The sequence below is a fragment of the Pseudomonas sp. PDM13 genome (assembly GCF_025685765.1).
Taxonomy (GTDB): domain Bacteria; phylum Pseudomonadota; class Gammaproteobacteria; order Pseudomonadales; family Pseudomonadaceae; genus Metapseudomonas; species Metapseudomonas solani.
Map to the genome: position 1 here is coordinate 242865 of NZ_JAOTQU010000004.1, position 20815 is coordinate 263679.

Consider the following 20815-nt stretch of genomic DNA (forward strand, 5'->3'; position numbering starts at 1 on the left):
CCTAGTAGATGTCCATATATCGGAAAAGTGGTCCCGCTTCGCTTGGATATATCCGCAGGCTCTCTACGCTTGAAAATGCATTTACGAGCGAGGAGGCGTTTGCCATGAGCAAGCGAATCGATTTCGGTCGTCGGGCGACATCGGTGGCGGCTTGGGCTGTGCTGCTATCGATGGGCGGCGCGGCGCAGGCGAGCGACATCGGCTTCGGTGTCGGGGTGAGCTATGTCTTCGGCGGTGGCGTGGCGGCGGGGGTCAAGGCGTTCAGCGATGACCAGGACAACGAGATGTTGGGCTCCGTCGGCCTCGACTATCTGTTCGCGTCGTCCGCTTTCCGGCCGAACATCGGTGTTGCCTATCAGGGCGAGGGCTACTTCAGTGGTGGGGATGTCGGCTACAACCTGCAGACCCAGGCGCTGGACTTCGGGGCTGGGGCGGGCTGGTCGAATAGCGATGACGATCACTCCGAGCCTGCGCCCGAGGAGCCTGTGTTCATTCCCTGATATGGGCGTTCGAAGGGTGTTGAGCAATAAAGGAAAGCCGCAGTGCGAGGTTGTCGCGCTGGCGGAGGTGGTAAGGCGGTGCGTCGGGTCTGGTTTCAGATATCGGCAATCAGCATGCCGTGCAGTACACGGTAGAGGCCGTCGTTGATCCTGATGGTGAGTGGTTCCCGTCCGATGATTCGTGCTCCTTCCTTGAGCAATTCATCGATGTGCGCACGCAAAGCATGAAAATTCCGTTGTTCCTTCACGGATCAGTCTCCCCTGGGAAGATGCGAGCAGAATAGCAGTAGCTGTGACAGGGCTCGCGTTCCGAAATTCCGTTGCGCTTTGTACGTTTTTGACTATTCGTTCGAAACATGGATGTGCAGTCAGAAACGCCGTCGAGGAAGGTGTCAGGCGGGGAGGGCGGGGCAGCGCCGGGCGAGAGCGCCCGGGCGCGGTCAGGCGGCTACGGAGTGGCTGATCAGCATGCCGTAGTTCACGCGATAGAGATGGCCGCTGACCTTCAGGGTGAGAGGGTCGCGACTGATAATGCTGGCTCCGTCCCTGAGCAACTCGTCAATGTGGGCGCGGAGAGCAAGGAAAGTACGTTGTTCCTTCATCGCATGACTCCTTGGTCGATGGATTCGACGGAGCATATCAGTGCGACTGTGAACTGTTCCGGTTTCTTGTGTGATTGTTGTCACATTTCGATGATGGCAATTGAATGTCAGTGCCCGGATGGCGGGGCCTGCGACAGGGTCTTGGGGTATTGGGATCGATGCATGCCGTGGGGTTGCAGTGTTGCGCGCTTCTAAGTCATTGATTCTTTTGTGCTAGAGTGCCGCGCTTCGCGATTCTTCCTGCTCGTTGCGTGCCCTGCGCATCGCCGGTTTCGGTCGTCGCGCCTATATAAAGGCGTGCCGCTCGCATCGGGTGCTTGTCACTGTCACGTGTTTCTGGAAGCATCCGCGATTCTCGACACCTCCAGTGACTCTGGTTCGGCTCGGTTGGCCTTCGGGCTCTGTCATCGTGTGGCAGGCATACCCCCGGATCAATTACTGGCTCATCCCAACCCATGTGGCCTTTGGTAGAGGTCACCACTAGGAGAGGAGGCGCCATGCCCATCATTACTCTTCCCGACGGCAGTCAGCGTTCGTTCGATCACCCGGTATCCGTACTCGAGGTGGCGCAATCCATTGGTGCCGGCCTGGCCAAGGCCACCGTCGCCGGCAAGGTCGACGGCAAGCTCGTCGATGCCTGCGACCTGATCGACAGCGACGCCACCCTGCAGATCATCACCCCGAAGGACGAGGCCGGAGTCGAAATCATTCGTCACTCCTGCGCCCACCTGGTCGGGCATGCCGTCAAGCAGCTGTACCCGACCGCCCGCATGGTGATCGGCCCGGTCATCGATGAAGGCTTCTATTACGACATCGCCTTCGAGCGCTCCTTCACGCCTGACGATATGGCCGCCATCGAGAAGCGCATGGCCGAGCTGATCGACAAGGATTACGACGTGATCAAGAAGGTCACCCCGCGCGCCGAGGTGATCGAAGTGTTCAAGGCCCGTGGCGAGGACTACAAGCTGCGCCTGGTCGAAGACATGCCGGACGAGAAAGCCATGGGCCTGTACTTCCATGAGGAGTACGTGGACATGTGCCGGGGCCCGCACGTGCCCAACACCCGCTTCCTGAAAGCGTTCAAGCTCACCAAGATTTCCGGTGCCTACTGGCGCGGCGACTCGAAGAACGAGCAGCTGCAGCGTATCTATGGCACCGCCTGGGCCGACAAGAAGCAGCTGGCCGCTTATGTCCAGCGCATCGAGGAGGCCGAGAAACGCGATCACCGCCGCATCGGCAAGCAGCTCGACCTGTTCCACCTGCAGGAAGAAGCGCCGGGCATGGTGTTCTGGCACCCCAATGGCTGGACCCTGTACCAGGTGCTGGAGCAGTACATGCGCCAGGTGCAGCGTGAGCACGGCTATGTGGAAGTGCGTACGCCCCAGGTCGTCGATCGCATCCTCTGGGAGCGTTCGGGCCACTGGTCCAACTACGCCGAGAACATGTTCACCACGGCTTCCGAGAGCCGCGACTACGCCGTCAAGCCGATGAACTGCCCGTGCCACGTGCAGATCTTCAACCAGGGCCTGAAGTCCTACCGCGACTTGCCGCTGCGCCTGGCCGAGTTCGGTGCCTGCCACCGTAACGAGCCGTCCGGCGCCCTGCACGGCATCATGCGCGTGCGCGGCTTCACCCAGGACGACGCCCACATCTTCTGCACCGAAGAACAGGTGAAGAAAGAGGCGGCCGACTTCATCAAGCTGACGCTGCAGGTGTATTCGGACTTCGGCTTCGGCGATGTGTCGATGAAATTGTCGACTCGCCCGGCCAAACGCGTGGGATCCGACGAACTGTGGGATCGCGCCGAAGGTGCCCTCGCCGACGCCCTCAACGAGTCCGGCCTGGCCTGGGAATACCAGCCGGGTGAAGGTGCTTTCTACGGTCCGAAGATCGAATTCACCCTCAAGGACTGCCTCGGCCGTAACTGGCAGTGCGGCACCCTGCAGTACGATCCGAACCTTCCGGAGCGTCTGGATGCCAGCTATATCGCCGAAGATAACAGCCGTACGCGCCCGGTGATGTTGCACCGCGCCATCCTCGGCTCCTTCGAGCGCTTCATCGGCATGCTCATCGAGCACTACGCGGGGCTGTTCCCGGCGTGGCTCGCGCCGACCCAGGCGGTGATCATGAATATCACCGACAAGCAGGCCGATTTTGCCCTCGAGGTTGAAAAAACTCTCAACCAAAGCGGGTTCCGTGCCAAGTCCGACTTGAGAAACGAAAAAATCGGCTTTAAAATCCGCGAGCATACTTTGCTCAAGGTTCCCTATCTCCTGGTTATTGGAGATCGGGAGGTTGAGACACGATCCGTTGCTGTGCGAACCCGTGAAGGCGTCGATCTGGGCTCCATGCCCCTCGACCAATTCGTCACTACGCTTGCGCAGGCGGTTTCCCGGCGTGGTCGCCAAGAATTGGAGTAATCATTATTAAGCGTGAAATGAGACAAGATAAACGAGCTGCACCTAAGGCCCCGATTAACGAGAATATCTCGGCTCGAGAGGTGCGACTGATTGGTGCAGACGGCCAGCAAATTGGCGTCGTCTCGATTGATGAAGCGCTTCGCGCTGCTGAAGAAGCAAAGCTGGATCTGGTGGAAATTTCCGCTGATGCAGTGCCGCCCGTATGCCGGATCATGGACTACGGCAAGCACCTGTTCGAGAAGAAGAAGCAGGCTGCTGCGGCGAAGAAGAATCAGCACCAGCAACAGATCAAAGAAATCAAGTTTCGTCCAGGGACGGAAGAAGGGGATTACCAGGTAAAACTACGCAACCTGGTACGTTTCCTTAATGAGGGAGACAAGGCCAAGGTATCGCTTCGATTCCGTGGTCGTGAGATGGCTCACCAGGAGCTGGGCATGGAGCTGTTGAAGCGGGTCGAAGCCGACCTCGCCGAACTCGGCACCGTTGAACAGCATCCTAAGCTGGAAGGACGCCAGCTGATGATGGTCATCGCTCCCAAAAAGAAAAAGTAACCACCAGGGCACTGGCAGGCCTTGCGGTTATGCGTAATCACTCAATGCGGAGTATCCGAACATGCCAAAGATGAAAACCAAGAGCGGTGCAGCCAAGCGTTTCCTCAAGACCGCTGCTGGCTACAAACACAAGCACGCTTTCAAGAGCCACATCCTGACCAAGATGTCCACCAAGCGTAAGCGTCAACTTCGCGGTAGCGAACTGATGCATCCGTCGGACAAAGCAAAAGTCGAGCGCATGCTGCGCGTTCGTTAATCGGTCAAGATATCTAGAGGAAGCTACTCATGGCTCGTGTTAAGCGCGGCGTTATCGCTCGCAAGCGTCACAAAAAGATTCTGAAACTCGCCAAAGGCTACTACGGCGCACGCAGCCGCGTGTTCCGCGTTGCCAAGCAGGCGGTGATCAAGGCTGGCCAATACGCCTACCGTGACCGTCGTCAGCGCAAACGTCAGTTCCGCGCTCTGTGGATCGCTCGTATCAACGCTGGTGCTCGTCTGAACGGTCTGTCCTACAGCCGTCTGATCGCTGGCCTGAAAAAAGCGGCCATCGAGATCGATCGCAAGGTTCTGGCCGATCTGGCAGTGAACGAAAAAGCGGCGTTTGCTGCGATTGTCGAGAAAGCGAAAGCCGTACTGGCTTAAGTCCCCGACAATCACCGGGCTATCCCGGTGCTGAACGTCACCAATAGGGGAAGAGCCTTGTGCTCTTCCCCTATTTCGTATCTGGAGTCTGTACATGGAAAATCTGGATGCGCTGGTCTCTCAAGCGCTTGAGGCAGTGCAAAACACCGACGACGTGAATGCCCTTGAGCAGATTCGCGTTCATTACCTTGGCAAGAAAGGCGAACTGACTCAGGTGATGAAGACCCTGGGCGACCTGCCGGCGGAAGAGCGCCCCAAAGTCGGCGCCCTGATCAACACCGCCAAGGAACGCGTACAAGACGCCCTGAATGCCCGCAAGGATTCGCTTGAGCAGGCCGCCCTCGGCGCCAAGCTCGCGGCCGAGCGCATCGACGTCACCCTGCCTGGCCGTGGCCAGGTCTCCGGCGGCCTGCACCCGGTCACCCGTACCCTGGAGCGCGTCGAGCAGTTCTTCACCCACATCGGCTACGGCATCGCCGAAGGCCCTGAGGTCGAAGACGACTATCACAACTTCGAAGCGCTCAACATCCCCGGCCACCACCCGGCCCGGGCGATGCACGACACCTTCTATTTCAACGCCAACATGCTGCTGCGTACCCACACCTCGCCGGTCCAGGTGCGCACCATGGAATCCCAGCAACCGCCGATCCGCATCGTCTGCCCGGGTCGTGTCTACCGTTGCGACTCGGATATCACCCACTCGCCGATGTTCCACCAGGTCGAAGGCCTGCTGGTCGACGAGGGCATCAGCTTCGCTGACCTCAAGGGCACCATCGAGGAATTCCTCCGCGTGTTCTTCGAGAAGGACCTCGGCGTGCGTTTCCGCCCGTCCTTCTTCCCCTTCACCGAGCCTTCGGCCGAAGTCGATATGCAATGCGTCATGTGCTCCGGCAAAGGTTGCCGCGTGTGCAAGCAGACCGGCTGGCTGGAAGTGATGGGTTGCGGCATGGTCCACCCCAACGTGCTGCGCATGTCCGGCATCGACCCGGAGAAGTACCAGGGCTTCGCCTTCGGCATGGGCGTCGAGCGTCTGGCCATGCTCCGCTATGGCGTCAACGACTTGCGCCTGTTCTTCGATAACGACCTGCGATTCCTCGCGCAATTCCGCTAGGCCGCGCCGTCAGAAACGAATGCCCCGTGCGTTGAGTGTTGTGTTGTAGCTGTGTAGCGAGTGCCCCGCCTCAGGTGGGGCCAGGTGAGAGAACCCGTCAGCGGGCTCACCGCCTCCCGCGTGAATGCGAGGGAGCGCGAAAGCCGACCACCTACGCACGTGGCCGAAACGAATCCTTAGGAGAGCTGGATGAAATTCAGTGAACAGTGGCTGCGGAGCTGGGTAAGCCCGCAGGTATCCCGCGACGAGCTGGTGGCCCGTCTGTCGATGGCCGGCCTGGAAGTGGACAGCGTCACCCCCGTTGCCGGCGCCTTCAGCGGCGTGGTCGTGGGCGAGGTGCTGAGCACCGAACAGCACCCCGACGCCGACAAGCTGCGCGTATGCCAGGTCAGTAACGGCAGCGAAACCTTCCAGGTGGTGTGCGGCGCGCCCAACGTGCGCCCCGGCCTGAAGATCCCCTTCGCCATGATCGGCGCCGAGCTGCCGGGCGACTTCAAGATCAAGAAAGCCAAGCTGCGCGGTGTCGAATCCTTCGGCATGCTCTGCTCGGCCAACGAGCTGAAGATCACCGAAGACCACGGCGGCCTCATGGAGCTCGCCGCCGATGCGCCGGTGGGTGAAGACTTCCGCCGCTACCTGGAGCTGGACGACGTCGTCATCGAGCTGGGCCTCACCCCCAACCGCGGTGACTGCCTCAACCTCTCCGGCCTGGCCCGCGAAGTCGGCGCGCTCTACGACGCCCCGGTCACCCGCCTGGCCATCGCCCCGGTCGCCCCGTCCCACGACGAAGTGCGCCCGGTCGAAGTCCTCGCGCCCAAGGCCTGCCCGCGCTACCTCGGCCGCGTCGTGCGTAATGTCGACCTCTCCAAGCCCACCCCGCTGTGGATGGTCGAGCGCCTGCGTCGCGCCGACGTGCGCAGCATCGACGCCGCCGTCGACATCACCAACTACGTGATGCTCGAGCTCGGCCAGCCCATGCACGCCTTCGATCTCGCCGAAATCAACGGTGGCATCCGCGTGCGCATGGCGGAGGAGGGCGAGAAGATCGTCCTGCTCGACGGCCAGGAAGTCAGCCTGCGTGCCGACACCCTCGTCATCGCCGACCACACCCGCGCCCTGGCCATCGCCGGCGTAATGGGTGGCGAGCACAGCGGCGTCAGCGACAAGACCCGCGACCTGTTCCTCGAAGCCGCCTTCTTCGACACCATCGCCGTTGCTGGCAAGGCCCGCTCCTATGGCCTGCACACCGACTCCTCGCACCGCTTCGAGCGTGGCGTGGACTGGCAACTCGCTCGCGAAGCCATGGAGCGTGCCACCGCGCTGCTGCTGGACATCGTCGGCGGCGAAGCCGGCCCCATTATCGAAAGCGTCAGCGAAGCCAACCTGCCGAGCGTCGCACCGGTCACCCTGCGTGCCGAGCGCATCGCCCAGATGCTGGGCATGGAAATGGATGCCGCCGAAGTCGAGCGCCTGCTCACCGCGCTGGGCCTGGGCGTCACCTCCGCTGGCCAAGGCCAATGGACGGTGGAAGTTCCCAGCCACCGCTTCGACATCAGCCTGGAAGTGGACCTGATCGAAGAGCTCGGCCGCCTCTACGGCTACAACCGCCTGCCGGTTCGCTACCCGCAAGCGCGCCTGGCGCCCAAGGCACGCTCTGAATCCGCCGTCGAACTGCCGGCCCTGCGTCGCCTGCTGGTCGCCCGCGGCTACCAGGAAGCGATCACCTACAGCTTCATCGATCCCAAGCTGTTCGAACTGTTCAACCCCGGCGTGCAGCCGCTGATGCTGGCCAACCCCATCTCCGCCGACATGGCCGCCATGCGCTCCTCCCTGTGGCCGGGCCTGGTCAAGGCGCTGCAGCACAACCTCAACCGCCAGCAGGGTCGCGTCCGCCTGTTCGAAAGCGGCCTGCGCTTCGTCGGCCAGCTGGAAGGGCTCAAGCAGGAAGCCATGCTCGCCGGTGTCGTCTGCGGCAAGCGCCTGCCCGAAGCCTGGGCCCATGGCCGTGACGGCGTGGACTTCTACGACGTGAAGGCCGACGTCGAAGCCCTGCTCGGCGCCGCCGGCGCGCTGGACGGTTTCGACTTCGTACCCGGCGAGCACAATGCCCTGCACCCGGGCCAGACTGCCCGCATCGAGCGCGACGGCCAACTGGTCGGCTACCTCGGCGCCATCCACCCCGAGCTGGCAAAAGCCCTGGACCTGGATCAGCCGGTCTACCTCTTCGAGCTGGTATTGGCTGAAGTCATGCGCGGCCGCCTGCCCAAATTCCGCGAGCTTTCGCGCTTCCCCGAAGTGCGCCGCGACCTGGCCCTGCTGGTGGATCGCGAGGTCGCCGCCGAGGCCGTACTCGACACCATCCGCGAGGCGGCGGGTGAGTGGTTGACGGACCTCAGGCTATTTGACGTCTATCACGGTAAAGGTATTGATCCGCTTAGAAAAAGCCTGGCCGTCGGCTTGACCTGGCAGCATCCATCGCGCACTCTTAACGACGATGAGGTGAACACCACAACGCAGAACATCGTCACCTCGCTGGAAGAAAGGTTCAACGCCACGTTAAGGAAGTAGCGTATGGGGGCTCTGACGAAAGCTGAGATGGCTGAACGTCTGTACGAAGAGCTTGGCCTGAATAAACGGGAAGCCAAGGAACTGGTGGAGCTGTTTTTCGAGGAAATCCGTCAGGCGCTGGAGCATAACGAACAGGTCAAGTTGTCGGGTTTCGGCAACTTCGATCTGCGGGATAAGCGTCAGCGTCCGGGGCGGAACCCGAAGACAGGAGAGGAAATCCCGATCACGGCTCGCCGTGTCGTGACGTTCCGTCCGGGGCAGAAACTGAAAGCCAGAGTCGAAGCTTATGCTGGAACCAAGTCATAACGACGAATTGCCGACAATCCCCGGCAAGCGTTACTTCACTATTGGCGAGGTCAGCGAGCTCTGCGCAGTCAAGCCCCACGTGCTGCGTTACTGGGAGCAGGAATTTCCCCAGCTCAACCCGGTAAAGCGACGCGGCAACCGGCGCTACTACCAGCGCCAGGATGTGCTGATGATTCGGCAGATCCGGGCGCTGCTATACGACCAGGGCTTTACCATCGGCGGGGCGCGCCAGCGTCTCTCCGGTGACGAAGCGAAGGACGACACCACCCAATACAAGCAGCTCATCCGGCAGACCATCGCCGAGCTTGAAGACGTCCTCATGGTTCTGCGTAAGTAAAAAAACCTGAAAAAAACCTTCCACAATTCAAAAGCTTAAAGTATAGTTCGCTCCGTTCCGCAGTGCGGGACAAGCAACAAAGTCGGGGCGTAGCGCAGCCTGGTAGCGCACTTGCATGGGGTGCAAGGGGTCGAGTGTTCGAATCACTCCGTCCCGACCATATTTAGAGAAAGGCCCAAGTCGAAAGACTTGGGCTTTTTTCGTTTCTTGGCTTTTAGTTTTTTGAGTTCTTGTCTCTTCATTGCGGACCTTCTGCGTTCGTTTCGGCAGCCGACATTAAAAAGCTTCCTAGCTCCATTGGTGGTGTGGCAGCTCGCTGCTGTAAGGCTGGTTAGGTGCGGCATCTGGGTAGCCATTGCGCCCAACTCTCCCGCTCGCTGGGTCGGTATAGGGTGCTGGACAAGAACGAAGCGGGCAGCTACAGCTATGCGCTGCTTCTGAGGGCTTGTAGCTAGTGCTATAAACGCACCAATATGAGTGTCAGTGCTACTACTGCGAGCGGATACGCCCCAGTTGTATCAATCGTGATGCAGGCTTAAGTGAGTGTTTAGGCCTATCGAGTTTCGCAGTAATGGATTAGACGTCGATGAAACTCACTACCAGTTGGTTGACCCCCTCTATGCCAATGGAGACACTGATCACCTGGGCACTCAGGCGCCCTGTATGATGATCTATGCTCAGTCGCTCCCCTACGTCACCAATTTGACCGACTGGGCGTTCTATCCTTGGCTGGTCTGCTCTTACGATCAGCGCTACGTGAAGAACGATTATGGGCACCTCGTCGGGCTATTTCGGCCTGCTGATTGTCTGTTTACTTTGATTGCAGAGCACCATGCGCCGGAGACCGACTCCATCAACGAGCGATATAGTGCTGCCATAATAGGGCGTACCAAGCTGGTGCCGGCTGACATCGACCTAAAAGTGGGCGAGCTGTTGAGTCTTTCCCTATATGCAACAACTCAAGACACTTCAAAACGCTACTTCATGAATAGCTTGGGTGTTCTTTCTCAGTACTACGCGGGCACTTTGGCCGATCTGAAATTGGTGAAGGCATCAGATCGATCACGGAGCTTCTACAGCAATCAGTACGGAGAGCCGTTAGCGCACATTGTCGATGCGTTTGTCTCGGGCGTGCGGTTTTGGCAGGTTGTCGAAAATGATTGGGTCACGCTTGATGATCTTGAGATGCTAAGTGGCTTCTGCGCCTGCTGCATCCTCACCAGTACAAAAGAGTGTCAGCAAGTTATCAACATCTTCTTCGATGCCGGTGACATATATGCAGAGGAGGGTAGCCGGAGGTATCGGAGTCTAGTCTTGATCCAGCAGCTAGTGAGCGCTTTGCTTTTAAAGGAATAAGTTTTTCGGAGGTGTATATACAGTGGTGTGCTTCCCGATGGAGAAGCATGGAGTATCCCCCAATGATGTCGGTGACGATATCGGCGAAACAATGCAGCTGCGTACGTCGCCGGTATGGCTGGCTTGGGATTTGGGTGATGAGCTGACCGCTGAGGTTAACCTAAAGTGGAATTTGGACGAGAGACGCCAAAAGCTGCAGACGAATGCTGCCTTTCTTCAGTTGCTGCCGGCAATCGCTGTTGGACTGCAAGCAAGTGCAGAATCACGAGAAAAGATCAGCGCACAGTTAATAGCAGAAGCTACGATGCCGAATTTACTGATGGCTGTAATTATAGACGTACTATATGGTAATTAAATTTCTCACGACTAATAATGACTTGATCGCTTTTGAGTTGGCTGATCGGGTTGGATTTATGGAGGGATATGAGAGATATACCGTTTAATGTTTCTGCTCGAACCGCAAGGCTAATAGGCCGGGAAAACGTATCGTCTGCCGAGGGTGCGTTAATTGAGCTAATGAAGAATTGCTATGATGCAGATGCAAGGAATTGTATCGTTTATTTTGATGACGAGTTTGTGGACTTTCCAGGGTTGCTTACTGAAGAGGGGCTTTTAAGACTGTGTAAGCTCCTAAGCGAGTATGACGTTGGTGCGCTCTATAATCGACGAGTTGAGGACGATCTCTACAGTTTTTTGCCGGAAGTGTATTTTGATAAATACTCAGAGGCAGAACGAAAGACTATAAATGAAAAGCTTTCGTCTAGTGTAAGTATCTACATTATTGACGATGGTGCTGGAATGGAGGAGGAAGTTATTGAGACCAATTGGATGACAATTGGTACAGATAATAAAAATATAAATTCTATCTCGGAATCTGGTCGTATACGGTCGGGGGCAAAAGGTATTGGGCGCTTTGCACTGGATCGATTAGGGGAAAAGTGTGATTTATACACTAAAACTATTGGTTCGGATGGTTCTTTGTTGTGGAAAGTCAACTGGGGTGACTTTGATGCACAGGGGCTTACTATTGATAGAGTCAGTGCAAAGATAGGGTTCTCCGACATTTCTTTTTCGGAATCAGTTCTGTCTGTTTTAAGTGAGGAGATTTGTTCTGAAGTTTTTGAATCTGGCGTTAAGAACGGAACCAGGATCGGAATTTCCCAAGTAAGGGATTATTGGTCGAAGTCTAGTATTGCGAAGATATATCAAGAGTTGGAGTCATTGGTTCCTCCAGCTGATGCAGGAAATTTTCGAGTATTTTTATTTAGTAAGCGTTACGCCGAAGACTTTGGTCGCGTTGAGCCTAGTGTTTGTGATGACTTTGACTACAAGCTAACGGCTTCAATGGATAATGACGGGTTGGTCAGCTTCATAATGATCCGGAACGAGATGGATCCTAAAAAAATTCGCGATGGATTTTTGCAGAGACCATTCTTTAAGTCGGAAAAATATGCGGATGATAAGCTTTTTGGTGGTGAGTATAGGTATAGTAAAACTCTATATCAGCTGATGCCTGGTTTAGAGAGCTCAAATAGTGATGCACATAAGAAGATAGGCTGCTTCAATTTTGTTTTGTATTTCCTCAAAAAGCAAGGCGATACAGTCGATGCAAGTGTGTATATGCAGCGCTCAGTTAACCCTGCTCGAAAGCGGTGGCTGGATAATAACAATGGAATAAGAATATATCGGGATAATTTTCGAGTTAGACCATATGGTGATATTGGAAAAGCTTCGTGGGATTGGCTTGGTTTAGGGAGAAGACAGTCAGAGGATCCCTCTGCCCCAAGGACAGGAAAGTGGAGAGTGACTCCTCGAAATATTTCCGGTGCTATTAATATCTCTAGAGTCAGTAACATTGGGTTAGAAGACAAATCTAGCAGAGAGGGAATTCAGGAGAATGATACCTTCTTGCTTTTTTGTAATGTGATAGAAAACATTATAAAAGAGTTCGAGTTGGATCGAAGTGCGATTTTCAAAGAAGCATATCTTGACCATAAGGAGCGCCAAAAAGCGCCATCGGAAGAGCAGTTCACCCAGCGAGAAGAAATAAATGCAGAAGAGCTTGCTCAGAAAATATTTGAGGATCTGAAAAAGGATCACGAAGGCGATGGTAATGACGCTGAGGTAGAGAGTGAGTCAAATGAGGCGAAGCTCGCTCTAGCTCTTTTAAAAGAGAAGGCAAGGGCAAGAGAGATAGATGATCGCCTTGAGGAAATGAAGAAGGAGAACTCTCTGCTAAGAGTTTTTGCTTCGAGTGGTATTACGATTGCATCATTCACCCACGAGTTGGATAGTTTAAATGCTAAGTTGGGCGGTCGTTTTGATCACTTAGAGAGGCTGATTCATGACTATGCAGAATTGGATTTTCTGACCAGGAATAATCTTCCGGAGCACAAGGATCCTTTTGTTAGGATAAAAATGCTCAGGCGCGACGATGAGCGTGTAAAGAATTGGATTAAATATTCTCTTCGCACAATAAGAAAAGATAAGCGAAAGCGTGTGAAGATAAATATAAAGAATTATCTGGAGAATTTGCGAGATGAGTGGAGTAGTACTCTTGCAGAGCGGCAGGTCGAGCTGACTGTAGCGGTTGAAGGGGTAGATATATGCATTAGGGCTTATGAGATTGATTTGGATTGTATATTCAATAATTTAATTATTAACTCGGCTGACGCTTTCAAGAGGCCAGGATTTTCTGGTTATCGCGGAATCAGTATACTTGTTGGCTTGACTGATGGTAAGTTGATTCTCTCATACCAGGATACTGGGCCCGGTCTCGCAGGAAGCATCGTCGATCCAGTCGATATATTCAAACCAACCTTTACAACTAAGATAAATAGTGCTGGTGAAGAGACCGGCACTGGCCTGGGGATGTGGTTGGTTGAGAAAACTCTCGAAGAGTATGGTGGGGCGGCAAAAATAATTAGTACTAGTGGGTTCTCGATAGTAATGGAGATGCAGGCATGAGTAAGGGAAGATTAATATATGTTGATGAGGATCCCGAAGATATTGTCTATTTTCAGGATTTCAGCGATGGTCATTTCGATCTCGAGGTAATCAGAATTGAAAATGGTGCAGATGAAGATGAAGTACTGGAGCTTATTTTAAGCTCTCCGCCAGACGCAGTTGTCACTGACTTTATGTTGAATGAAAAGGCGCGAGTAGGCTTCAATGGGCAGCGCCTGATTGAGCTCATTCAGGCTAGAAATAAGCATTTACCATGTTTCCTTCTAACCTCACACACCCCAAATGCTCTTGAAGCTACGCATGATGCCCGACTAGTGCAAACCAAGGCGGTTATACTTGGTGGTGATGACTATACGACTCTTTTTAGAGAGCAAATAGCGAAGATTATCAAAGATCACAAGGCAGAGTTTCTTGCAGCTGAGTCAGAGCTGACGGAGCTTGTTGCGCTACCCATAGATAGCTTAACTGCGGAGCAGCGTCAGCGGGCGTTAGAGCTAGATGGATATATTGAGGAGCATGGACTTTCAAGCAGTTCACTTCCCATGGAGCTTAAAGAAGACCGAAGTATTGATTTGCTTGCTAAGTTGGTTTCTCAAGTTGATGCTCTGCTTGCTAAGAAGGTGGGGGAATGAGTTTTTACCCTGTACAGTCTGTTCGCCCCGTCCGGCGTACTAATTTACCAGCTCGCAATCGCTATTCGTCTTATAAAGTTGAATTGCGTGAGGATTTCTACCTGCGATGTGGGTACTGTGATACACCCGATTTCTTTTCTGGAGGGCGCCGAGGCTTTCACATAGATCATTTTGCGCCGAAGTCTAAATTTGATCAGCTGAAGAATACTTACGCAAATTTAGTTTATTGCTGCCCTATTTGTAATATAGGCAAGAGCAATGACTGGCCTAGCAACGATCCTCTTGTCTCTGTTGTGGATGAAGTGGGCTATATAGATCCTTGTAACTCTGATTATGCAGAGCACCTTGCTAGGCGTCCAGATGGAGTTATCGTTGCGCTAACTCCTTTAGGTAGCTACATCCATCGTAAGCTGAAGTTGAATTTACGTCGCCGACAAATATGCTGGCTCCTTGGGCGGATGGAGGAGCAAATAAAAGCTCTGAATGATATTGTGGATCAGAAAGGAAGAGGGGAGGAAGATATCCAAGCATTTACCGATTTGGTAAGGCAGTACTTCAATTATGTTGGGATCCTAAGGCGTGAGTGACTCTTTTCTCCAGCTTGTCGAAAACTCTAGAGTTGTTGCGAGAGACCATATTGATGGGCAGAAACGTAAACTTGAGGAGCAGTACTTTACTCCTGCTAGAATTGCTGCGTTGATGTCGGAAATGTTCACATTTGATCTGCTTGAGAGTTATGAGGTTCTAGATCCTTGTTGTGGGGTTGGGAATCTAGCGGCGGCGCTTTATGAGCGATGTATTCGAGAGCGTGAAGATTCGAGCTATTCGCTAGTTGAGAGGGACGCTTATTTGTATGAGTGTGCTCGCCGTAATTTTGAGCAGGTTGAAAAAGTGCATTTGTACTGCTTGGATTTTTTTGAGATGCTAGATCGTGATAGGGTTTTTGATAGGATTATTATAAATCCCCCATACTCTAAGATCTCAGCCGATTCATCTATTCGGAAAAAATGTCTATCTTTTTTGGGGTATAGTGATTCAAATCTATATACGTCATTTCTCGCCTGTTGTCTTAAGCTGCTATCCGCGAAGGGGGAGGTTGTTGCGATTATTCCTAGAAGTTTTTGTAATGGTCCGATGTTTAAGGGGTTTAGGAATTTTCTTTTTGATGGCTATTTTATACACCAGATCCATTTATTTGAATCTAGGAAAATATTTAGTGACTCGGGGGTTACTCAGGAGGTCTTGATAATTAAGATATCCAGAGTTCAGGTTGATACTGTTTTGGTTCGTCACGAGAAAAGTAATGGCGAAATTTCTAATGTTTTAACTAGTTTGGATCGAATTGTTTTCGCAGCAGATGCACAGAAATTTATACACATTCCTTTGGCTCACGGTGATGACGAGCTTTTGCTAAAAATTGGTCAGTTTAGAAATAATTTGAGCTCTTTAGGCTTGCGCGCATCAACAGGGAAAGTGGTTGATTTTAGAAGTGAAGATGTATTGCGAAAAAGAAAATCGAAGCATACCGTTGAGTTGATATATCAAGATAATTTAAGTCTATTTAGTGGTGTAAGTTTTTCCATCAAAGATTTCAGATTAAGATTTATCAAGAGGTGCCCAGCTTCTGAAAAAAATCTTGTCCCTCGTGCTAATTATATTTTAGTTAGAAGAATATCATTTAAAGAATCAGCGCTTAGGATTGTCGCGGCGCCATTGCTTTCCCATGAACTGCCAAGTGATTATTTGGGGGTGGAAAATCACCTGAATTACATATGGGGGGAGAAGTGTGAGCTTCGGGATGATCTTTGTCTTGGTCTATATGGATATATTTCTACATTGACAGTTGATCGATTCATTCGGCGATTTTCTGGGCATACGCAAATTAATGCTGCTGATCTTGAGTCGCTACCCATGCCAGATTCACAGCAGCTAGAGAAATTTGGTAGTTCCGTTCGTGGGCTGCCATATGATGCTATTTCTTTGCAGGCTGAGAGATATTTTTTTGATTCATAATGGACTGTCGGATGATATCGTTAATTAAATTTTAATTAACGGCTTTGGTTCAGACCTCGGTTCACGGTTATTGATAAAGGTTACCTACTATTTTTCCCAAATAGGCGTGATTCTGGTTGTGCCTTCTTGGATGTTTTATTCCCTTCCAGCGAACAGTAGCTTGCCCTCTTCGCCTGCCATTGAGCGCCGCGGCGTGTGGATCGACAACCGGCGCTTGCATGCCATCGAGGCCTCCCAGCCTCCTGCAGACGCTCTGCTGGCCTGCGCCCTGATTGCCTGGCTATTCAGTTTCAGGCCGGAACTGCTCGCGCAGCCTGGCTCGGAGGTACCCAAAAGAGAAGGTTGGATATTCGTTCCAGCTGACGGGCCGGCCTGAATAGAGTGATCTACTTAATATGGCTCTGAGCGAGCCAAAGTATCAGCGCGCAGCAGATCAGAACTTCTTGATCGCAAACCCCACCAACACCCGCCCACGCACTTCCACATCCACCATCGACACCGTGCGCGGGTTGTGGGTCGGGTTGTCTGCAATGAGTTCGAGCTGATCTTGCCCCGCCAGCTGCAGGCGGCGGATGAACAGGTGGCCGGCCCAGTTGATCAGGTACAGGCCATCCCCGTTGAAGGCGCTCACGCCGCAGTCGACGATGACGGCGTCGCGGTCGTTGAGGGTGCCGGCCATGCTGTTATCCCAGAGGATGACAATGGCCAGCTGCTCTGCATTCGAATACGCCGTGGCTTTTTCCTGCAGGAAGGCTTCATTGAGCGTCAGGCTGCTAATGGTTTCACTGTAATCAACCGGCCTCGGAGCGCTGGAGGGCGACTGATCGAAGTTGTAGTAGGGGACTGAAATCTCTTTGCAGCCAACAGCGTCGGTTTGCTGGCTGGTGGCCCCTTTCAACTCTTCCAGCACGGCTTGAATGGCGTCTGCCGTGATGGGCGTTTCGAGCTTGCTGAATCTGGCCTGCGCAGTGGTTATCCAGGCCTGGATATTCACCGAAGCGGTGTCTCTGCGTGGCGGGGCACCTGTGCCGGTCAGCAACCAGTCGATGGTGGTGTCGTACTTCCTGGCAATGGCGATGAGGTTGTCATTGCGCAGGTTTTCGGTGTTGCCGCTGTACCACCTCCGTACCGCTTCGTACGAGAGGCCACACGCGTCAGCAATATCCCTTTTTATCCGCCGTATATCGATATCCGGCTTCCGTGCCTGCACGAGTACGTCTAAACGGTCGGTAATTTTCATGCGGCGCAATCTACAAGAGCGCACAGCAATCAAGATTGTGTTTATTTCACAACTATGCTTGTATTTTTGGCTTCCTGTGTATTGAGAGGGAGCTCGACTGTATGAGCGTGCATCTCGCTGAATGGGCCCACGAAATAACAGCCGTCCTGGCCCAACCCCCAGGCCAACCCCAACTGCAAGCCCTGACCCACTGGCTGCAGCGCATCGCCCCGGTCGATCACTTCGCGCTGTTCCTCTATGAGGGCAGTCACTCGCCGCTACCGCTGTTCCACACCTTTCCTGCCGAGCTGCGCACCACCTTCGTCAATGACTACCGCAGCGGCGTGCACATACTCGATCCGTTCTTCCTCGGTTGCCTGTTCGGTGAGCCGGACGGGCTCTACAGCATGCGCGCTCTGTCGCCGGACAGCTTCCGCTGCAACCACTACTTCCAGGCCTATTACCACCGCCTGGAACTGAGCGAGGAGCTGGGCTTCTTCACCACGCCGGCCCTGTATTGCCGGGCGGTGTTGTCGTTGATGCGCGGGGAGGGCGGGGCGGCGTTCACGGAGGAGGAGATGCGCCTGCTGCGGAATGCGCAACCGGTGGTGGCACAGGTGGTGCGCCTGGCCTGGGAAGCGCGTGGCGAGCCGGCGGCGGATGCCGTTCTGCCCACCACCCATGTGCGCACGGTGTTCAGCAGCTTCGGCGAGGAGTTGCTGACGCGGCGCGAGCACAAGATCGCCCAGCTGTTGCTGCAGGGGTATTCCAGCCAGCAGATTGCCGACCAGTTGCGCATCACCCGGGGCACGGTGAAGGTCCATCGGCGCAACCTGTACGACAAGCTGGAGATCGGCAGCCAGGCGGAGTTCTTCGGGCTGTTCGTGCGCGAGCTGATGGGGGCGGGGCTGTTCAGCCGGCCGCAGCGCCGCAGCCGTGCTCGGCGGTGTGCCGAAGGGCCCGTCGGGTGAGCGGTGTTTGATGACTGGCCCCGTCGCTGGGGGGCTGAGAGGCAATCCGCTATAATCGTTCGGTTGCTGGAAGGAGGTTTCTCGATGCCAACGCCATCTCTGCAAGCCAAAAGGGCCTATTACGCCAAGGCACGCCAGTCCAATTACGCGGCCAGCCTGCGCCTGGAGGGTTTCGATACCACTCCCGCCGACGGCGAGCGCAAGCTGCCTTCCCGTGAGTCCGTGCTGAGTGCCTACCGCGCCAGGCAAGACTGATGGTCGACAAGTACGGTACGGGCCAGGATCCGTACTGCTATCCCGCCACCCGAATACTTCGCAATCGCCTGGGCCTGACGTCCGACGCTGCACTCAACCAGGCCGAGCGCTCCCTCTCCGAAATCGCCGCCAGCGAAATCGAGTTCGCACTTCCCCCTTACGATCTTGCAGCGCTGCAACGCATTCATCGCCAGTTGTTTGCCGATGTCTATGAGTGGGCCGGCGAACTGAGGACGCTGGATATCTCCAAGGGCGATACCCACTTCTGTGTCCAGCAGCGCATAGAGCCTGAGGCCGGCAAGATCTTTGCGGCCCTGGAGCGCGCCTCCTGGCTGGAAGAGCTGCCCCGTGAAGAGCTTGTGATTGCCGCGGCGGAATGCTTCGGCGACCTGAACGTGATCCACCCCTTCCGTGATGGAAACGGCCGTGCTCAGCGCATTCTTTTCGAGCACATCATCGTGAACGCGGGGTATGAGATCAGTTGGTGGTCGGTCGAGGTGGGCGAATGGTTGCAGGCCAACATCGAGGCGGTGTTCTGTGACTACCGTGGGCTGGAGCGAATTTTCCAGCGCTGCATAGGCGCGCCGATCGCCTAGCCTGCAGCCGCCTCTTCACTGGAACCTGGAGCGCCACGCCCTCGGGACGCGGGCATGGGGCATCGACCCTGTCTGTAAGAGTCGAGGCGAGTGCCCGGCAGTATGACGCCGGCACGCTCCGAGGTCTGACCGCGTCCTACACCCTCGCCGGCCCCTGTCTACCACCCTTGCGATAGCGCCGTTTTTCTCCCCGTTGCTAGCGTGGCCTTGCCCATTCCGGGCATCGCTTCGGGGAGAAGCCTTTATGCCAAGGTCCGTGCGTATCGCCGACATCATCGACGACAGCCCCCTTTCCTGGTTGCAGGTGCGGGTGCTGCTTCTGTGTTTCCTCATCATGCTGCTGGATGGTTTCGACACCGCCGTGATCGGCTACGTGGCGCCGGAGCTGATCACCCAGTGGGGCATCGACCGCAGCGAGCTGGCGCCGGCCTTCGGCGCCGGGCTGTTCGGGATGATGGTGGGGGCCATGGCCTGCGGGCCGCTGGCGGATCGCTTCGGGCGCAAGCGGGTGCTGCTGGGCGGCATCCTGGTGTTCGCACTGGGCACGCTGATGGCGGCGCTCGCCACCTGGATGGGGGAACTGGTGGTGCTGCGCTTCGTCACCGGCATCGGCCTGGGCGGGGTTCTGCCCAACTGCATCACCCTGTCGTCGGAGTACGCGCCCAAGCGGCGCCGCGTGCTGCTGGCCACGCTGAGCTATTCGGGCTTCGTGCTGGGCCTGGCCATGGGCGGCAGCGTGGCGGCCTGGCTGATGCCGAGCCTGGGCTGGCAGGGCATGCTCGCCCTTGGTGGCCTGGCGCCGCTGGTGCTGCTGCCGGTGCTGATGCGCTGGCTGCCGGAATCGCTGTATTTCCTGGTGGGCCGCAAGCGCCACCGCAAGGCGTTGTTGCGCCTGCTGACGGCCATCGGCGGCAAGGCCAGCTGGCGTGGCGCCATCCTGCTGGGTGACCTGCCCGAGCAGCCACGCTCGCCACTCTCCACCCTGTTCGAAGGCGACCGGGCGCTGCGTACGTTGATGCTCTGGCTGACCTTCTTCTGCGGGCTTTTCGTCTTCTACCTGCTGACCAACTGGCTGCCCACCATCCTCCGCTCCAGCGGCTACGGCGTGAGCGAAGCCGCCACCATCGCCTCGATGATCCCCATGGGCGGGGTGCTCGGCAGCATCGTCATGGCGCTGCTGCTGGACAGGCTCGGGCCCCGGCGCGTGCTGCCCGTGCAGGCCGCTTTCGCCGCCGTCGCCCTGGCGCTGATCGGCACCCAGCTGGGCAGCGGCTCGCCGTTGCTGGCGATGGTCTTTATCGCCGGCTTCGGCCTCAGCGGCTTGCTGGCCAACCTCAGCATCGTCGCCGCCACGCTCTACCCCATCAGCGCGCGGGCCACGGGGGTGAGCTGGGCGCTTTCGGCGGGGCGCGCCGGCTCCATCGTCGGCTCCATGCTCGGCGCCTGGCTGTTCACGGCGGCGGGCAGCCTGGATGGCTTCTTCCTGTGGATCGCCACGCCCATGGTGCTGGCCAGCCTGGCCCTGGTGGTCATGGGCCATCGCCCTGCCGAACGGCTGGCCGATGCGCCGGGGTAGCCCTCCCGGGACGGCCGACGCGCAGGGTTGACGTAGGCCGGCTTTTCTTCCCGGTGCGCCGACGGGGCTAGCGGTGTGCGTCTACCCCCAGGCGGATAAGCCCACTGCCGCTGGGCTGGATAGTGTGAGTCGTGTGGCTCTGCCGCCGTCGTATCTGGGCGACAGGTTGGGAGCTGGAAGGACGGCCCGAGGT

Annotated in this window: 22 protein-coding genes and 1 tRNA gene; 20 read left to right on the forward strand and 3 right to left on the reverse strand. The window is 55.9% G+C overall.

The window, feature by feature from the left end:
* Nucleotides 1-104 precede the first annotated feature (104 nt).
* Complete coding sequence (locus tag OEJ36_RS06550; RefSeq protein WP_263400825.1) at nt 105-500, forward strand: hypothetical protein; 396 nt, start codon at nt 105-107, stop codon at nt 498-500.
* Between the two features lie 95 nt (nt 501-595).
* Here OEJ36_RS06550 and OEJ36_RS06555 read toward each other — a convergent pair whose 3' ends face one another.
* Entirely contained in the window at nt 596-748 is a 153-nt protein-coding gene (locus tag OEJ36_RS06555) for a hypothetical protein (protein ID WP_164488229.1), read from the reverse strand.
* A gap of 192 nt (nt 749-940) precedes the next feature.
* Nucleotides 941-1102 (reverse strand): hypothetical protein, encoded by a 162-nt coding sequence (locus OEJ36_RS06560; protein WP_021216953.1) that lies wholly within the window; start codon nt 1100-1102, stop codon nt 941-943.
* A gap of 497 nt (nt 1103-1599) precedes the next feature.
* Here OEJ36_RS06560 and thrS point away from each other — a divergent pair, with 497 nt between their 5' ends.
* From thrS to OEJ36_RS06635, 15 genes are all read left to right on the forward strand, one after another.
* Complete coding sequence (gene thrS, locus OEJ36_RS06565; protein WP_184488044.1) at nt 1600-3522, forward strand: threonine--tRNA ligase; 1923 nt, start codon at nt 1600-1602, stop codon at nt 3520-3522.
* A complete protein-coding gene (infC, locus tag OEJ36_RS06570; RefSeq protein WP_173178453.1) occupies nt 3522-4073 on the forward strand; it encodes a translation initiation factor IF-3 in 552 nt (183 codons plus the stop codon). Before thrS ends, infC begins: the two co-directional genes overlap by 1 nt.
* Nucleotides 4074-4134: 61 nt before the next feature.
* Nucleotides 4135-4329: a 50S ribosomal protein L35 gene (gene rpmI / locus OEJ36_RS06575; RefSeq protein WP_021701550.1), complete on the forward strand. Its 195-nt coding sequence runs from the start codon at nt 4135-4137 to the stop codon at nt 4327-4329.
* Nucleotides 4330-4358: 29 nt separating this feature from the next.
* The gene (gene rplT / locus OEJ36_RS06580; RefSeq protein ID WP_004422590.1) at nt 4359-4715 is read left to right on the forward strand and encodes a 50S ribosomal protein L20; all 357 of its coding nucleotides are present in this window, start codon (nt 4359-4361) and stop codon (nt 4713-4715) included.
* 94 nt (nt 4716-4809) lie between these two features.
* Nucleotides 4810-5826, forward strand: coding sequence for a phenylalanine--tRNA ligase subunit alpha (gene pheS, locus OEJ36_RS06585; protein WP_043243027.1), 1017 nt, complete (start codon nt 4810-4812; stop codon nt 5824-5826).
* Nucleotides 5827-6015: 189 nt separating this feature from the next.
* The gene (gene pheT, locus OEJ36_RS06590) at nt 6016-8394 is read left to right on the forward strand and encodes a phenylalanine--tRNA ligase subunit beta (protein ID WP_263400826.1); all 2379 of its coding nucleotides are present in this window, start codon (nt 6016-6018) and stop codon (nt 8392-8394) included.
* Nucleotides 8395-8397: 3 nt separating this feature from the next.
* Nucleotides 8398-8700, forward strand: coding sequence for an integration host factor subunit alpha (gene ihfA, locus OEJ36_RS06595; RefSeq protein WP_003282572.1), 303 nt, complete (start codon nt 8398-8400; stop codon nt 8698-8700).
* Nucleotides 8681-9037: a MerR family transcriptional regulator gene (locus OEJ36_RS06600; protein ID WP_031286878.1), complete on the forward strand. Its 357-nt coding sequence runs from the start codon at nt 8681-8683 to the stop codon at nt 9035-9037. Before ihfA ends, OEJ36_RS06600 begins: the two co-directional genes overlap by 20 nt.
* A gap of 83 nt (nt 9038-9120) precedes the next feature.
* Nucleotides 9121-9197, forward strand: a tRNA-Pro gene (locus OEJ36_RS06605).
* A gap of 503 nt (nt 9198-9700) precedes the next feature.
* A complete protein-coding gene (locus OEJ36_RS06610) occupies nt 9701-10393 on the forward strand; it encodes a hypothetical protein (protein ID WP_263400827.1) in 693 nt (230 codons plus the stop codon).
* A gap of 37 nt (nt 10394-10430) precedes the next feature.
* Nucleotides 10431-10748 carry a hypothetical protein gene (locus tag OEJ36_RS06615; protein WP_263400828.1) on the forward strand — a complete coding sequence of 106 codons (318 nt, stop codon included), beginning with the start codon at nt 10431-10433 and terminating at the stop codon, nt 10746-10748.
* Nucleotides 10749-10816: 68 nt separating this feature from the next.
* Nucleotides 10817-13360: a sensor histidine kinase gene (locus OEJ36_RS06620; RefSeq protein ID WP_263400829.1), complete on the forward strand. Its 2544-nt coding sequence runs from the start codon at nt 10817-10819 to the stop codon at nt 13358-13360.
* Entirely contained in the window at nt 13357-13992 is a 636-nt protein-coding gene (locus OEJ36_RS06625; RefSeq protein WP_263400830.1) for a response regulator transcription factor, read from the forward strand. The genes OEJ36_RS06620 and OEJ36_RS06625 overlap by 4 nt, the downstream gene beginning before the upstream one ends.
* Nucleotides 13989-14579 carry an HNH endonuclease signature motif containing protein gene (locus tag OEJ36_RS06630; RefSeq protein ID WP_263400831.1) on the forward strand — a complete coding sequence of 197 codons (591 nt, stop codon included), beginning with the start codon at nt 13989-13991 and terminating at the stop codon, nt 14577-14579. Before OEJ36_RS06625 ends, OEJ36_RS06630 begins: the two co-directional genes overlap by 4 nt.
* Nucleotides 14572-16005: an Eco57I restriction-modification methylase domain-containing protein gene (locus OEJ36_RS06635; RefSeq protein WP_263400832.1), complete on the forward strand. Its 1434-nt coding sequence runs from the start codon at nt 14572-14574 to the stop codon at nt 16003-16005. Before OEJ36_RS06630 ends, OEJ36_RS06635 begins: the two co-directional genes overlap by 8 nt.
* Nucleotides 16006-16438: 433 nt before the next feature.
* Here the strand turns inward: OEJ36_RS06635 and OEJ36_RS06640 are convergent, their stop codons facing one another.
* Nucleotides 16439-17245 carry an XRE family transcriptional regulator gene (locus tag OEJ36_RS06640; protein ID WP_263400833.1) on the reverse strand — a complete coding sequence of 269 codons (807 nt, stop codon included), beginning with the start codon at nt 17243-17245 and terminating at the stop codon, nt 16439-16441.
* Nucleotides 17246-17346: 101 nt separating this feature from the next.
* Here OEJ36_RS06640 and OEJ36_RS06645 point away from each other — a divergent pair, with 101 nt between their 5' ends.
* The 4 genes from OEJ36_RS06645 to OEJ36_RS06660 all read left to right on the forward strand — a co-directional run bounded on the left by OEJ36_RS06645 (nt 17347) and on the right by OEJ36_RS06660 (nt 20622).
* Nucleotides 17347-18195, forward strand: a complete 849-nt coding sequence (locus tag OEJ36_RS06645) for a helix-turn-helix transcriptional regulator (RefSeq protein WP_263400834.1) — start codon at nt 17347-17349, stop codon at nt 18193-18195.
* An 84-nt stretch (nt 18196-18279) separates the two neighbouring features.
* The gene (locus tag OEJ36_RS06650) at nt 18280-18450 is read left to right on the forward strand and encodes a YhfG family protein (RefSeq protein WP_263400835.1); all 171 of its coding nucleotides are present in this window, start codon (nt 18280-18282) and stop codon (nt 18448-18450) included.
* Nucleotides 18450-19046, forward strand: coding sequence for a putative adenosine monophosphate-protein transferase Fic (locus OEJ36_RS06655; protein WP_263400836.1), 597 nt, complete (start codon nt 18450-18452; stop codon nt 19044-19046). Before OEJ36_RS06650 ends, OEJ36_RS06655 begins: the two co-directional genes overlap by 1 nt.
* A 244-nt stretch (nt 19047-19290) precedes the next feature.
* Nucleotides 19291-20622, forward strand: a complete 1332-nt coding sequence (locus OEJ36_RS06660) for an MFS transporter (RefSeq protein WP_263400837.1) — start codon at nt 19291-19293, stop codon at nt 20620-20622.
* Nucleotides 20623-20815: the final 193 nt, after the last annotated feature.